14 protein-coding genes are annotated in these 13,650 nt (G+C 68.7%); 10 read left to right on the top strand and 4 right to left on the bottom strand.

Going from position 1 to position 13,650, the window contains the following annotated elements; translation table 11 throughout:
• Window positions 1-92: 92 nt before the first annotated feature.
• Window positions 93-827 (bottom strand): phosphonate metabolism transcriptional regulator PhnF, encoded by a 735-nt coding sequence (phnF, locus tag GWI72_RS19555; protein ID WP_161709715.1) that lies wholly within the window; start codon window positions 825-827, stop codon window positions 93-95.
• A 114-nt stretch (window positions 828-941) separates the two neighbouring features.
• Between phnF and phnG the strand changes: the two genes are divergently transcribed.
• The 10 genes from phnG (at window position 942) to phnN (ending at window position 8,943) form a co-directional block, all read left to right on the top strand.
• Window positions 942-1,436: a phosphonate C-P lyase system protein PhnG gene (gene phnG, locus GWI72_RS19550; protein WP_161709714.1), complete on the top strand. Its 495-nt coding sequence runs from the start codon at window positions 942-944 to the stop codon at window positions 1,434-1,436.
• Window positions 1,436-2,062, top strand: a complete 627-nt coding sequence (gene phnH, locus GWI72_RS19545) for a phosphonate C-P lyase system protein PhnH (protein ID WP_161709713.1) — start codon at window positions 1,436-1,438, stop codon at window positions 2,060-2,062. The genes phnG and phnH overlap by 1 nt, the downstream gene beginning before the upstream one ends.
• 3 nt (window positions 2,063-2,065) lie before the next feature.
• Window positions 2,066-3,214, top strand: coding sequence for a carbon-phosphorus lyase complex subunit PhnI (locus GWI72_RS19540; protein WP_161709712.1), 1,149 nt, complete (start codon window positions 2,066-2,068; stop codon window positions 3,212-3,214).
• Complete coding sequence (locus GWI72_RS19535) at window positions 3,211-4,152, top strand: alpha-D-ribose 1-methylphosphonate 5-phosphate C-P-lyase PhnJ (protein ID WP_161709711.1); 942 nt, start codon at window positions 3,211-3,213, stop codon at window positions 4,150-4,152. Before GWI72_RS19540 ends, GWI72_RS19535 begins: the two co-directional genes overlap by 4 nt.
• An 8-nt stretch (window positions 4,153-4,160) precedes the next feature.
• On the top strand, window positions 4,161-4,937 hold the full coding sequence (gene phnK / locus GWI72_RS19530) for a phosphonate C-P lyase system protein PhnK (RefSeq protein ID WP_161678143.1): 777 nt from the start codon (window positions 4,161-4,163) through the stop codon (window positions 4,935-4,937).
• A gap of 8 nt (window positions 4,938-4,945) precedes the next feature.
• Window positions 4,946-5,647 carry a phosphonate C-P lyase system protein PhnL gene (gene phnL / locus GWI72_RS19525; RefSeq protein WP_161709710.1) on the top strand — a complete coding sequence of 234 codons (702 nt, stop codon included), beginning with the start codon at window positions 4,946-4,948 and terminating at the stop codon, window positions 5,645-5,647.
• A gap of 19 nt (window positions 5,648-5,666) precedes the next feature.
• Window positions 5,667-6,302: a DapH/DapD/GlmU-related protein gene (locus GWI72_RS19520; protein ID WP_161709709.1), complete on the top strand. Its 636-nt coding sequence runs from the start codon at window positions 5,667-5,669 to the stop codon at window positions 6,300-6,302.
• 85 nt (window positions 6,303-6,387) lie between these two features.
• On the top strand, window positions 6,388-7,116 hold the full coding sequence (locus tag GWI72_RS19515; RefSeq protein ID WP_161709708.1) for a DUF1045 domain-containing protein: 729 nt from the start codon (window positions 6,388-6,390) through the stop codon (window positions 7,114-7,116).
• 24 nt (window positions 7,117-7,140) lie between these two features.
• Entirely contained in the window at window positions 7,141-8,283 is a 1,143-nt protein-coding gene (locus tag GWI72_RS19510; protein WP_161709707.1) for an alpha-D-ribose 1-methylphosphonate 5-triphosphate diphosphatase, read from the top strand.
• Window positions 8,284-8,325: 42 nt separating this feature from the next.
• Window positions 8,326-8,943, top strand: a complete 618-nt coding sequence (phnN, locus tag GWI72_RS19505; RefSeq protein ID WP_209000191.1) for a phosphonate metabolism protein/1,5-bisphosphokinase (PRPP-forming) PhnN — start codon at window positions 8,326-8,328, stop codon at window positions 8,941-8,943.
• Window positions 8,944-9,021: 78 nt separating this feature from the next.
• Here the strand turns inward: phnN and GWI72_RS19500 are convergent, their stop codons facing one another.
• The 3 genes from GWI72_RS19500 to urtD all read right to left on the bottom strand — a co-directional run bounded on the left by GWI72_RS19500 (window position 9,022) and on the right by urtD (window position 13,649).
• Window positions 9,022-11,967: an AsmA family protein gene (locus tag GWI72_RS19500; protein ID WP_161709706.1), complete on the bottom strand. Its 2,946-nt coding sequence runs from the start codon at window positions 11,965-11,967 to the stop codon at window positions 9,022-9,024.
• Between the two features lie 77 nt (window positions 11,968-12,044).
• Complete coding sequence (urtE, locus tag GWI72_RS19495) at window positions 12,045-12,740, bottom strand: urea ABC transporter ATP-binding subunit UrtE (protein ID WP_161709705.1); 696 nt, start codon at window positions 12,738-12,740, stop codon at window positions 12,045-12,047.
• A 165-nt stretch (window positions 12,741-12,905) separates the two neighbouring features.
• A complete protein-coding gene (gene urtD / locus GWI72_RS19490; RefSeq protein ID WP_161678016.1) occupies window positions 12,906-13,649 on the bottom strand; it encodes an urea ABC transporter ATP-binding protein UrtD in 744 nt (247 codons plus the stop codon).
• Between the last annotated feature and the right edge of the window lies 1 nt (window position 13,650).

The following is a 13,650-nucleotide window of genomic DNA, read 5'->3' as shown; positions in this document are numbered from 1 at the left end:
TGACGGTCTCGCACTGACGCAGCCACACCGCACCCCCGGCGCAGTGCCGGGGCCGAAGTTCGGTTGGACCGGTCTTCAGGTGGGGTCGGCGTTCAGTTGGGCACGACGATCTGGATGCGTTCGGCCGCAACCCGGGCGCGGCCATACTGGATGCGCCGGCCGTCCGGATCGAGATTGACGCTTTCCATGATCAGCACCGGCGTGCCGAGGGCCACCTCGAGCAGGCGGGCGTCGTCGGCGTCGACCAGCTCGGCGCTGATCCGCGTTTCCTTGCGCGTGTAATCCTCGACACCGCCACGCTTCAGCGCCGCCGTCAGAGAATTGGTCTCGGCATAGTCGCGCAGCAGGTTCGGGAACCGGGCCTGCTCCACCCAGGCCGCGCCGACCATGAGCGGCACGCCGTCGACGACACTCAGCGTGTCGAGGCGCAGCAGGAGGGTTCCGACCGGAACCTCCAGCCATCCGGCCAGCAACGCATCTGCCTCCTCGACGGCCGAGCCGATCAGGCTGCCACCGGGCTCGCGCGACTGGCTGGTGATGATTTCGGAAAACCGGGTCCGCGCCGTGATGGGATAGGAGACCGGCTGGGCCGTGACGAAGGTCCCGCGCCCCTGGTCGGCCCGCAGGATGCCCTCCGCCGTCAGCGCCGCAATGGCCCGCCGGACCGTGTGGCGGTTGACCCCGAAGCGTTCGGCGATCTCCGTTTCGGTGGGCAGCCGGCTGCCCTGTTCGAAGGTGCCCGACGCCACTTCGGCGCGCACCCACTCCGCAATCTGCCGCCAGACGGCTATGCCGGCGCCCCGGTCGATGATCACTCGCTGCGTCATGGGTTCGTCATCAATTTTCGCTATCTGTCAGTCAATCTAAAAATTCGTCTATACAAGTATACAAATCAAGTCTAGATACGGATCGCCCGATCCAGACCGCCGAGGAGAACGGCCATGCCGCACCAGGCCCCGCCCCCATCCGCATCCCCCGACGACTCCCCTGACGCCTCCACCGAGGCCCGCCGCCGCCTCATGGCCGCGCTCGCCACAGCAACGCCGGACCGGCTGGCTGCCGCGCTCGCCCCCTTTGCACCGCTGCCCGCCCACGAGCTGGTGCGCGCGCCGGAAACCGGCCTCGTGATGGTGCGCGGCCGCATGGGCGGAACCGGTGCCCCCTTCAACCTCGGCGAGGTCACCGTCACGCGCTGCGTCGTCCGGCTTGAGAACGGCATCGCCGGATCGTCCTATGTCATGGGCCGCTCGAAGCAGAAGGCCCTGCATGCCGCCCTCGTCGACGCCCTCTGGCAAAGCCCCGACCTGACCGAGGCGGTGGAACGCGAGATCCTCGCCCCGCTCGCGTCCGAAGCCGAGGCGGCGGACGCCACCGTCCGCGCCGAAACAGCCGCCACGAAGGTCGACTTCTTCACCATGGTTCGCGGAGACGACTGATGACTGCCCGCCCGCTCTCCGTCACCGCCACGCTCAGCCCGGGTTTCACCGATCCGGTGCATCAGGGCCAGCAGGTCTTCCGCGCCGTGATGATGGCGCTGGCCCGGCCGGGCCGCCCGACGGCACTTGAGACCTTTGCGCTCAAGCCACCCGCCCCGCTGACCCCGGCACTCGCCGCCATGGCCCTCGCCCTGGCCGACTATGACACGCCGCTGTGGCTTGATCCGGCGCTGGCCCGGACAGATGCCGTCGGCCAGTTCCTGAAGTTCCACACCGGCGCGCCGGTCGTGACCTCCCCGCTGGAGGCGACCTTTGCCCTGATCAGCGACGCCCGGACGCTGCCGGCCCTGTCGGGCTTCGCGCTTGGCACGCTGGAATATCCGGATCGCTCGACAACGCTGCTGATCGGCGTCGACAGCTTCACGGGCGGCAAGGCCGTGACCCTGACCGGTCCGGGCATCGAGACGACGCAGCCGCTGCGCATCTCGCCCGTGCCCGTCACCTTCTGGGACCAGGCTGAGGACAACACCCGCCTGTTCCCGCGCGGAGTCGACATGGTCTTTGCCGCTGGCAACGAGATCGTCGGCCTGCCCCGTTCCACCACCATCACCCGGTCGGAGGCCTGAACCATGTATGTTGCCGTCAAGGGTGGCGAGAAGGCCATCCGCAACGCCCATCGCCTCATGGCCACCAAGCGCCGGGGCGACCGGTCGGTTCCCGGCCTGACGCTGGACCAGATCGCCGGCCAGCTCGCCATTGCCGTGGCCCGTGTCATGGGCGAAGGCTCGCTCTACGATGAGGGTCTGGCAGCGCTGGCCATCAAGCAGGCGCGCGGCGACCTGATCGAGGCCGTGTTCCTGCTGCGCGCCTACCGCACCACGCTGCCGCGCTTCGGCTACAGCGAGCCGGTCGACACAGGCGCCATGCTGGTCGAACGCCGCATCTCGGCCACCTTCAAGGACCTGCCGGGCGGCCAGCTGCTCGGCCCCACGTTCGACTACACCCACCGTCTGCTCGACTTCAAGCTCGCCGCCGATGGTGAGCTGGACACGCCGCTCACGGCCGAGGTGACCGAGACCGCCATGCCGCGCGTCACGGATCTCCTCAGCGGTGAAGGCCTGATCGAGGAGGATGTGCCGCCGGTAGAGGACACTGCGGTGGGCGACCTGACGCGCGAACCGCTCGGCTTCCCGGCCGGTCGCGACCTGCGGCTGCAGAACCTTGCCCGGGGCGACGAGGGCTTCCTGCTGGCGCTGGCCTATTCCACCCAGCGCGGCTACGGCCGCACCCATCCCTTCGCCGGCGAGATCCGCTATGGCGCGGTGGAGGTGGAGTTCTTCGCCGAGGAACTGGGCTTTGCCGTGCCGCTCGGGCGCATCAAGGTGACCGAATGCCAGATGGTCAACCAGTTCAAGGGCTCGGCCAAGGTCCCGCCGCAGTTCACGCGCGGCTACGGCCTCGTCTTCGGCCAGGTCGAGCGCAAGGCCATGTCCATGGCCATGGTCGACCGGTCGCTGCGCTGCGAGGAGCTGGGCGAGGAACGCACCGCGCCGGCGCAGGACGAGGAATTCGTGCTGTCGCATTCGGACAACGTCCAGGCCACCGGTTTTGTCGAGCACCTGAAACTGCCGCACTACGTCGATTTCCAGGCCGAGCTGGATCTGGTTCGGCGCATGCGCGGCGAGTGGTTCGACCGGCAGGCCGCCGACCAGGCTGCGGCCCATGAGGCCATCGGCGCCACGACGACCGACGGAAGCGAGAAGGAGGCCGCGGAATGACCGCACAGTCCATCACCGAGACCGAGGGCGAGTACAACTTCGCCTATCTGGACGAGCAGACCAAGCGGATGATCCGCCGTGCCATCCTCAAGGGCATTGCCATTCCCGGCTACCAGGTTCCCTTCGCCGCCCGCGAGATGCCCATGCCCTACGGCTGGGGCACCGGCGGCGTGCAGGTGACCGCCGCCGTGCTGGGCCGCGAGGACACGCTGAAGGTCATTGACCAGGGCTCCGACGACACCACCAATGCGGTCGCGATCCGTGGCTTCTTTGAAAAGACGGCGCAGGTGAAGACCACCTCGGCGACGAAGGACGCCACCATCATCCAGACCCGGCACCGCATCCCGGAGAAGGAGCTGACCGAGGACCAGATCCTCGTCTTCCAGGTTCCGATCCCCGAGCCGCTGCGTTTCCTGGAACCGCGCGAGACCGAGACCCGCAAGATGCACGCGCTTGAGGAATATGGCCTCATGCATGTGAAGCTTTACGAGGACATCGCCCACCACGGCCGCATCGCCACGACCTATGCCTATCCGGTGAAGGTCGCCGACCGCTACGTGATGGATCCCTCGCCGACGCCGAAATTCGACAATCCGAAGATCGACAACATGAAGGCACTGCAGCTCTACGGCGCTGGCCGCGAGAAGCGCATCTACGCCATCCCGCCCTACACCAAGGTCAAGAGCCTCGACTTCGACGACCATCCCTTCGAGGTGCAGAAGTTCGACAAGCCCTGCGGCCTTTGCGGCGCGCGGCATGTCTATCTCGATGAGGTGGTGCTCGATGACAAGGGCGGGCGCATGTTCGTCTGTTCCGACAGCGACTATTGCGAGGAACGCCGCGCTGAAGGGCATGTCGGCGACATGGCCGCCAATCCGGCAGCATCGCATTTAGCCGGCAAAGCATCCGGCGCAGCCAAGACGGAGGCGGGCGAATGACCGACTTTCTGAGCGAAGAGCCCCTGCTGCGGGCCAGCGGCGTCACCCGCTTCTACGGCGACCGCCTGGGCTGCCGTGATGTCTCCTTCGAGCTGTGGCCGGGCGAGGTTCTGGCCATCGTCGGCGAGAGCGGATCGGGCAAGACCACTCTCCTGAACTGCCTCGCCACCCGCCTCGCCCCGACCGCCGGTGCCATCGAGTACCGCATGCGCGACGGCGCGATGCGCGACCTGTTCCAGCTGACCGAGGCCGAGCGCCGCTTCCTGATGCGCACCGACTGGGGCTTCGTGCACCAGAACGCCGCCGATGGCCTGCGCATGACCGTGTCCGCCGGGGCCAATGTCGGCGAGCGGCTGATGGCTGTCGGCAACCGCCACTATGGCAACATCCGCGGCACGGCGCTTGACTGGCTCGAGCGCGTCGAGATCGACGGCACCCGCATCGATGACGACCCGCGCGCCTTCTCCGGCGGCATGCGCCAGCGCCTGCAGATCGCCCGCAATCTCGTCACCGGTCCGCGCCTTGTGTTCATGGACGAGCCCACCGGCGGTCTCGACGTGTCGGTGCAGGCGCGCCTTCTGGACTTGCTGCGTGGCCTCGTGGCCGATCTCGGCCTGTCGGTGGTCATCGTCACGCATGACCTCGCTGTCGCCCGCCTGCTGTCGCATCGCATGATCGTCATGCGCAATGGCGAGGTGATCGAGACCGGCCTGACCGATCAGGTGCTGGACGACCCGCAGGCGCCCTACACCCAGCTTCTCGTCTCTTCCATCCTCCAGGTCTGAGGTCATCCATGCGCACCCGTCTTTGTCTCAATGACGTCGGCAAGACCTTCACCATGCACCTGCAGGGCGGTCTGGCCATTCCCGTGGTGGCTGGTGTCAGCTTTGCGGTGGATGCCGGCGAATGCGTCGTGCTTGGCGGCCCGTCCGGCGCCGGCAAGAGCTCGATCCTGAAGATGATCTACGGCAACTACCGCTGCGAACGCGGCCAGATCCTGGTCACCGAGGACGAGAAGATCGTCAACATCGCCAGTGCCGCCCCGCGTCAGGTGCTGGCCCTGCGCCAGAAGACCATCGGCTATGTCAGCCAGTTCCTGCGCGTCATCCCGCGCGTGTCGGCCGAGAACGTCGTTGCCGAACCGCTGATCGCCCAGGGCACCGGCGAGGCCGCCGCCCGCAAGGTCGCACGCGACCTGCTGGCCCGGCTGAACGTGCCGGAAGCCCTGTGGGGCCTGCCGCCCGCCACCTTCTCCGGCGGCGAGCAGCAGCGCGTCAACATCGCCCGCGGCTTCATCGCCCACTACCCGCTGCTGCTGCTGGACGAGCCGACCGCCTCGCTGGACGCCGCCAACCGCGCGGTGGTGATCGACCTCGTCAACGAGAAGAAGCAGCAGGGCGTTGCCATGCTCGGCATCCTGCATGACCTCGACGTGCGCGAGGTCATCGCCGACCGCGTTGTCGACGTTTCTGGCTTCTCGGCCCGGGCGGCCTGATCGGACAGGGGAACTGGCGATGGACAGCGTCAAGACACAGGCCAAGCTGGCGGAAACGGTGGTCCATGCCACCGTGCGCCAGCGCGAGGTGACGATCGGCCGGCACTGCGAGGTGCTGGCCCACTCCCGGCTGGAATATGCCAGCATCGGCGACTTCAGCTATCTGGGCGAATATTGCGAGGTGGCGGATACGGTGATCGGCAAGTTCACCGCCATCGCCAATTCGGTGCGGATCGGCGCGCCGAACCACCCGATGGACCGGCCCTCGCAGCACCGCTTCACCTATTGCCCGGAGTATTATGACCCGGCCGCCAGCCGTGACGCCGGCTTCTTCGCCGAGCGCCGGGCTGCCCGTGTCCTTGTCGGCAATGACGTGTGGATCGGCCACGGCGCCATCCTCCTGCCCGGAGTGACCGTGGGCGACGGCGCCGTGATCGCCGCCGGTGCCGTCGTCAGCCGCGATGTGGCGCCCTACACCATCGTCGGCGGTGTGCCCGCGCGGCGGATCCGTGACCGCTTCGCGCCCGGGATCGCGGAACGGCTGTCCCGCATCCGCTGGTGGGACTGGCCGGATGAGCTGATTTTTTCCCGGCTCAGCGACTTTCAACAGGCGGACATCGCTGCCTTTTGCGATAGCTACGATCCGGAGCGCTGATCGCCGCAAGATTGTCATCGAACCGACACGCTCGCCCTCTAAGCGCTCTGCCAGTATCAGGAAGTCGTCCGAAAGTTAGCCATCCATGCGTTATGCCGTCTATTACACCGCCCCCGTCGATGCGGAGCTGACCCGCCTGGGTGCCACATGGCTCGGCCGCGATGCCGTGACGGATACGCCGCTGACGCAGCCGGAGGTCGACGGGCTGACGGCGGACGAGGTGGCAAGCCTGACGACCGATCCGCGCCGCTACGGCTTCCACGCGACGCTGAAGGCACCGTTCTCGCTGAAGGATGGCGTCAGCGAGGCCGATCTGGTCGACGGCTTCCGCCGCTTCTGCGCCCGCGCGGCCGCCTTCGAGATCCCGGCCCTGGACGTGACCCTGCTCGGCCGTTTCCTCGCCCTGACGCCGCAGCCGGCGAGCGCCGACATCAATGCCTTTGCCGCCGCCTGCGTCACCGCCTTCGAGCCGTTCCGCGCTCCCCTCAGCGAGGCCGACATCGCCCGGCGCATGGCCTCCGGCCTCAACGCCCGCCAGCAGGAGCTGCTGGCTGCCTGGGGCTATCCTTACATCTTCGAGGACTTCCGCTTTCACATGACCCTGTCGGTGAAGCTGGATGACGATGTCGCGCGCGCCGCGCTGCAGCAGGCGGCCGAGACGTATTTCGCCTCTGTCATCCGCCGCCCGCACGCCATCGCCAGCCTTGGCCTCTTCCGCGAACCCGAGCGCAACGCCCCCTTCAGGATGGTGGAGGTGCTGCCGCTCACGGGCGCGCTTTCGCCCGCCGAGCCGACGCTCGGCCAGGCGCTCTGACCCTTGCTTCAGGATGATCCGCTCATGACCGAGATGACCCACAGCTTCCGCAACGCCCGCCTCGTGCTTCCCGACGAGGTGATCGAGGGCAGCCTCGACACCCGTGCCGGCCTGATCTCCGGGATCGCCACCGGCCCCTCTGCCCATGGCCATGACTGCGAGGGCGACTATCTCATCCCCGGCCTGGTCGAGCTGCACACGGACCACCTTGAGGTGCACTACGCCCCGCGTCCGAAGGTGCGCTGGAACCCGGTCTCCTCCGTGCAGGCCCATGACGCCCAGATCGCCTGCGCCGGCATCACCACCGTGTTCGATGCCCTGCGCATCGGCATGGACGAGGACGCGGACCTGCAGGCGGCCGACATGCGTCTGCTGGCTGATGCGATCGAGACCGCCCAGGCCGAGAACCGCCTGCGTGCCGATCACTTCATCCACCTGCGCTGCGAAGTGTCCGCGCCGGACGTGATGGAAGGTTTCGAGATCTTCGGCCACGACCCGCGCGTCAAGCTGATCTCGCTGATGGACCACACGCCGGGCCAGCGCCAGTTCGTCTCCCTCGACGCCTACAAGCTCTACTACAAGTCCAAGAAGGGCTTCACCGACGAGCAGATGGCCGAGTTCATCGAGAAGCGCCGCGCCCGTGCCGATGACATCGCTCCGCGCAACCGCAAGCTCCTGTCGGTCATTGCCGCCGAGCACGGGATCATCATCGCCAGCCATGACGACGCCACGGTGGCGCATGTGGACGAGGCGATCAGCCTCAACACCCGCATCGCCGAATTCCCGACCACCCTGGAAGCGGCCCGCGCCTCCCATGCGGCCGGCATGGGCGTGCTGATGGGCGGCCCGAACGTGGTGCGTGGCGGCTCCCATTCGGGCAACATCTCTGCCCGGGCCCTTGCCGAGGACGGCTGCCTCGACATCCTGTCGTCGGACTATGTGCCGGTGTCGCTGCTGCAGGCGGCATTCCAGCTCGCCGACGAGATCGACAGCCTGACGCTGCCGAGGGCCATCACCATGGTCACCTCGACCCCGGCGGACATGGCCGGCCTGCACGATCGCGGCCGCCTCGTCGAGGGCCGGCGCGCCGATCTGGTGCAGGTGCGCATGGTCGGGTCCGTGCCGGTGGTGCGTGGCGTCTGGCGCGAAGGCCGCCGCGTCGCCTGAAGCAGAAGTCGCCGGAAGGCGGACGTCCAGACGGAGCCGGACATGACCGACATCGCAGCAATGGACAGTCTCGAGACCGGACGCCGGGCTCCGGTCGGTCCCGGCCGGCTGATCCTCGTCGTCGGGCCGAGCGGCGCGGGCAAGGACACGCTGATGAACGCGCTCCGGGCCGACCTCAGCGCCGATCCCCGCTTCGTCTTCACCCGCCGCCTGATCACCCGCGCCGCCGACGGGGCGACCGAGGATCACGACGTCATCGACCGGGCCGAGTATGACCGCCGCTGCGCCTGCGGCGAGGTCGCGCTGGCCTGGGAGGCGCATGGTCTCGGCTACATCCTGCCGCCGAGCGTCGACACCGCCGTGCGGCAAGGCCTCACGGTCATCGCCAACGGCGCCCGGCGCGCGCTGCCGCTGGCGCAGGCCAAGTATGCCCATGTCCGGGTGCTGCTGATCACCGCCCCACGCGAGATCCTTGCCGAGCGCCTCGCTGCCCGCGGCCGCGAAACGCGGGAGCAGATCGAGGCGCGCCTCGATCAGGCCGACCTCGACATGCCGGGGATTGACGGCCTTATCCGCATCGACAACACCGGCACCATCGCCGAGAGCGTCGCGCTCATGCGTCAGGCACTCGCCGTTCCGGCCGCCCCCGTGCGCGCCTGATCTGTACCGGTCTGATCTTTCCTGGCCTGATCCGTGCCGGCCTGCCCGCTGCAGACCCGCACCCGGCCCTCCGACCGATCAGGGAGGCGGAGGGGCGACCGGCTGCTCGGGGATGACGACCGGACCGGACTGGGCGCCGGACGCCGTCTCGCCGGTCTGCAGGCCGGGCACCCCGAGCGACCCGAGGAAGCCTTGCGGCAGGCCGAAGCCCTCTTCCACCGCCTTCAGCACCTCCTGGTCATTGACCTCGCCGTCCAGAACCTTCTGCACGTCGATCTGGGTGCGGCCGCCGGTGGCCTGGTCGAGCAGCCGGCCGGCAGTGGCCGTGAGCACGTCCTCGGGCTTGGCCCGCAGCAGCTTGACGAAGCCCCCGCCCAGCTCTTCCAGCTGCTGGTAGGCGGCCGCCGGATTTTCCAGGATGCCCTGGATGTCCGGATAGATCTGCGGCTTGGCCCAGGGTCCGCGAATGACGATGGGCACGCCGAGGCCGCCCATCTGCTTGTCCTCACCCTTCTTGCGCGGCTGCGGCGCGATGCCCTCCAGCACCGGCACGATGCGGGGTTCGACGCGCCAGTCGAGCGTCATCGCCGGCATGTCGGTGGTGCCGCCGCCGGTCATCTGCACCAGAGGTCCGGTCATGACGAGATCGCTGCTGACCGCCACGCCGTTCTGCAGCGAGAAGGAGGCGCTGAGGCTGTTGAAGTCGGTCTGGTTGTCTTTGGCCGTCTGCCAGCCGAGCAGCGTTTCCACCGCAAGTCCGCGCACCATCTTGGGAATGTTGACGCCGAGAATGGCGCCGTCCGTGAAGCCGACACGGGCCGAACCAGCGAGATTGCCCACCAGTTCGGCCTCGCTGCTGCCCTGGCTCGAGAGATCGAACGACAGGGCCGCGACACCCTGCAGCCAGGAGAGGCCCGTGGCGTCGCGCAGGAAGTCGCGCCCGTTCAGGCCGGCAAGCTCGAGGGTCGCGCCGATGCGCGGCTGGCGCGCTCCCCCCTCGATCGACAGGTTGCCCTTGCCGGTGCCGCCATAGAGGGCCATGCGCTCAAGGCTCGCGGCGAGTGTCCCGTCGAGGATCGTGACCGCAAGCGCGCTTTCGCCGATGCGGATCTTGTCCCACGTGATGGCGCCGGCCGTGAGCGTCAGGTCGGCATCGACTGCGCCAAGCCCGCCGAAATCGACCGGCGTGTTGCTCCAGCCCCCCGGCGCCGCCGCGCCGGCGCGCGGGGTCTTGCCACCAGCCCCGCCGCCGCCTGTCGTCGCGGCCCCGAGATAGGGGTCGAGCGGCAGGCTCTCCAGCGCCAGCGTGGCGGTGAGTTTGGGAACCGCGCCGAAGCGCAGGCTGCCCTCGCCCGTGCCCTTTATGCCGTCCAGGGCAAAGCGCGCGCCCGCAAACCGGACCGCCTCCGGCGCGAGCTGCAGCTGGCCAGCCAGTGAAAAGGCCTTGAGCCCCTCGCCGCGTGGCAACGGCCGGCCGAGCCAGCCGAGCAGAGCGCGCAGGTCCGCCGTCTCCACGAGCAGGTCCCCCGACACGCCTTCGGCGCCGGTGACGCGCCCATCAAAGCCGAGCGTCACGCGCTGGCCCTGGGCACGAATGTCGATCGGCGCGGGCAGTCCGGCCAGCATCGGTGCCGGCGTGACCTTGCCGCGGATGGCAAAGGGCTCGCCGCGCCAGCTGACCTGGCCCGTCACGCCCACGGGCTTGCCCAGACCGTCGAACTTCGCCGTCATGTTGAGCCCGGTCAGCGCATCGGCAGACGGATCGCCGCCGGCGAGCGAGGCAAGACCAAGGCCGGTCACCCGGCCGTCCTTGAGGGTGACGCTGCCGGCCAGCTCGAGGCTTGCGAGCAGTTCGGCCGTGCTCTGCCCGGAAGCGGCAAAGGTGAGGTCGGTCGCGAAGGAGCCTTCGGCCGGAAGGCTGCGGCCGGTCAGGGTCAGGATGTCGGCAAGCGTGCCGCCGGTGGACTGCACCCGTCCGGTGATGCGCGGCGCCTTGCCGCCGAGCTCGGCCTGGGCCGCCCCGGAGAGGGCAAGGCTGCCGACCCCGAGCGTCGCCTCATGCACCAGGACTTCCGCCGGGCTCGCGGCAATGCGCCCGCCAAGCTTCACCGCCCCGGCCAGCGCCGGCGCGGCATCCGCACCAAGACCGGCCAGCAGCGTCGCATCGGCCAGCGAGGCAGCCTCACCGTCCAGCCTGAGATCAAGCGCAAGCGGCGCCAGCCCGAGGCTGCCCTTTGCCGTCAGGCTCGCCTTGCCGGAGGACAGGGTGGCCGCAACCGCCGCCGCAGCGCCGCCGGCAAGCTTCACCGGGGAATCCGCCTCGGCGGCAATGGTGAGGGCCTGGCCCTCCCAGACGGCCGTGCCGGTCAGCTTCGCCGGCCCGGAGAGATCGGGGACGGAAAGGCGGGCGTCAACGGCGGTGAGCGCGAGGGTACGGCCACTGCGCTCGTCAGCGTAGCTCAGCTCTCCCTGGCGGATGACGATGTCGTCGAAGCCGATGCGGGTCAGACCCGCCAGTTCCTGCACGGCGGCCTGATCGCCACCGGTGACTTCCACCGGCGGGGTCTCGGGCCCGGCCTCCGGCGCCGGCGCCGGACCACCGAACTGGGTGAAGACGCTCTCGATCCGCTTCATGGGCTGGCGCGGCGCCCAGCTGGTCCGTCCCTCGGCGTCCACCGTCAGGGCCAGACGGGGGCTGTCGAGCCGGACCCCGGTGACCTGCACCGCGCCGCCGACCAGGGCACCCCAGGCCAGCGAGAACTGCACCGCCTCCGCCTGCGCGAACTCGAGGCCTTCGGCCCCGCCTGCACCGGCAAGGCCGACATCGCTCGCCGACAGGGTGAGGGTCGGAAGCAGGGAGATGGCAACGGGACCGTCGATGCGCAGATGCCAGCCGGTGGCCGCTTCCAGCTCCTGCACGACCCGCGCCTTGATGGCATCCCTAGGCAGGAACAGGGGCAGCACGACGGCAGCCGTCCCGACGAGCAGCCCGGCCCCGGCCAAGGCGATCAGCGCACGCTTCATCCCGTCCTCCGCAATCGAATCGCGGCTAGTCTAGGCCAAAGCATGTCAACAGCGTGACCTTGAATTGTCGAAGCTGCCTAGACCGTGAGATGACGGCGCACCTGCGCCTCGTCCAGCTCGGCCCGGACACCGGACATGACGACCTCCCCCCGGTCCATGACCGCAAAACGGTCGGCGAGATCGCGGGCGAACTCGAAGTACTGCTCGACCAGCACGATGGCCATGGTGCCCTGCTGCCGCAGCCAGTCGATGGCCCGGCCGATGTCCTTGATGATCGACGGCTGGATGCCCTCGGTCGGCTCGTCGAGAATGAGCAAGCGCGGCCGGGTGACGAGGGCGCGGGCAATGGCGAGCTGCTGCTGCTGGCCGCCCGAAAGGTCGCCACCGCGACGCGACAGCATCGCCTTCAGCACGGGGAACAGATCAAAGATCTCGCCCGGGATCCGGCGGTCGCGCCAGGCCAGCGGCGCATAGCCGGTCTCGAGGTTTTCCTTCACGCTCAGGAGCGGGAAGATCTCGCGCCCCTGCGGCACCACCGCGATGCCCAGCCGGGCGCGCTGGTGCGGCGCGAGCCTGGAGATGTCCTGCCCCTCCCAGAGGATGCGGCCGGCGCTGATGCCCTGCTGTCCGGCAATGGCGCGCAGGGTCGAGGTCTTGCCCACGCCATTTCGCCCCATGACGCAGGTCACTTCCCCCACCTTCGCCTCCAGCGACACCGCCTTCAACGCCTGTGCGGCCCCGTAGTGCAGATCAATCTTCTCAACGCTCAGCATGGCCTGCTCCGAATTCGCCATCAAACGCCACCGCCTGTTTTCGCCCCCCGTGGAGGGAGGTCCGGAACAGACCGACCGTCGCGCATTGCCTTCCAGCTCGCCGCGGCCTCCTCTCCCCCCCTTGAGGGGGAGAGGACGGCCAGACAAACCGGGCGGTCCATTGCCTCACCGCCCCAGATAAACCTCCACCACCCGCTCGTCCGACGACACATGGTCGATAGACCCCTCGGCCAGCACCGATCCCTCGTGCAGCACGGTCACCTTGACGCCCAGCGCGCGGATGAAGGTCATGTCGTGTTCCACCACCACGACCGAGCGGGTCTTGTTGATGTCGCGCAGGAGATCGGCCGTCTCGGCGGTCTCGGCATCGGTCATGCCGGCTGCCGGCTCGTCGACCAGAAGCAGCTGCGGTTCCTGCGCCAGCAGCATGCCGATCTCCAGCCACTGCTTCTGGCCGTGGCTGAGGTTGGCGGCCAGATCATCCCGCCGACTGCCAAGCCGGATCAGCTCCAGCAACTCCTCGATGCGAGCCCGTTCGGCCGGGCGCAGCGCGTGGAACAGGGTCGAGAACGGCCCGCGCGGCGCCTTCAGCGCCAGCTCCAGATTGTCCCAGACGGTGTGGCTCTCGAACACGGTCGGCTTCTGGAACTTGCGGCCGATGCCCAGCTCGGCGATCGCGGCCTCGTCCAGGCGGGTCAGGTCCGTGTCGCCGGCAAAGAACACCTCGCCGCTGTCGGGCCGGGTCTTGCCGGTGATGACATCCATCATCGTCGTCTTGCCCGCGCCATTGGGGCCGATGATGGCCCGCATCTCGCCCGGCTCGATCACCAGAGAGAGGGAGTTGAGCGCGCGGAACCCGTCGAAGGAAACGCTGACGCCGTCGAGATAGAGAAGGCTGGACTGGCGCATG

Origin of the sequence: Pannonibacter sp. XCT-53 (assembly GCF_009915765.1) — a bacterium.
Classification (GTDB): Bacteria; Pseudomonadota; Alphaproteobacteria; order Rhizobiales; family Stappiaceae; genus Pannonibacter; species Pannonibacter tanglangensis.
Note: the sequence above shows the minus strand (reverse complement) of the source record. Positions and strands in the feature narration are given on the sequence as shown.

Coding starts and splice junctions, on each gene's coding strand:
- phnF (WP_161709715.1), bottom strand. CDS start 827: ATGACGCAGCGAGTGATCATCGACCGGGGCGCCGGCATAGCCGTCTGG.
- phnG (WP_161709714.1), top strand. CDS start 942: ATGCCGCACCAGGCCCCGCCCCCATCCGCATCCCCCGACGACTCCCCT.
- phnH (WP_161709713.1), top strand. CDS start 1,436: ATGACTGCCCGCCCGCTCTCCGTCACCGCCACGCTCAGCCCGGGTTTC.
- GWI72_RS19540 (WP_161709712.1), top strand. CDS start 2,066: ATGTATGTTGCCGTCAAGGGTGGCGAGAAGGCCATCCGCAACGCCCAT.
- GWI72_RS19535 (WP_161709711.1), top strand. CDS start 3,211: ATGACCGCACAGTCCATCACCGAGACCGAGGGCGAGTACAACTTCGCC.
- phnL (WP_161709710.1), top strand. CDS start 4,946: ATGCGCACCCGTCTTTGTCTCAATGACGTCGGCAAGACCTTCACCATG.
- GWI72_RS19520 (WP_161709709.1), top strand. CDS start 5,667: ATGGACAGCGTCAAGACACAGGCCAAGCTGGCGGAAACGGTGGTCCAT.
- GWI72_RS19515 (WP_161709708.1), top strand. CDS start 6,388: ATGCGTTATGCCGTCTATTACACCGCCCCCGTCGATGCGGAGCTGACC.
- GWI72_RS19510 (WP_161709707.1), top strand. CDS start 7,141: ATGACCGAGATGACCCACAGCTTCCGCAACGCCCGCCTCGTGCTTCCC.
- phnN (WP_209000191.1), top strand. CDS start 8,326: ATGACCGACATCGCAGCAATGGACAGTCTCGAGACCGGACGCCGGGCT.
- GWI72_RS19500 (WP_161709706.1), bottom strand. CDS start 11,967: ATGAAGCGTGCGCTGATCGCCTTGGCCGGGGCCGGGCTGCTCGTCGGG.
- urtE (WP_161709705.1), bottom strand. CDS start 12,740: ATGCTGAGCGTTGAGAAGATTGATCTGCACTACGGGGCCGCACAGGCG.
- urtD (WP_161678016.1), bottom strand. CDS start 13,649: ATGCGCCAGTCCAGCCTTCTCTATCTCGACGGCGTCAGCGTTTCCTTC.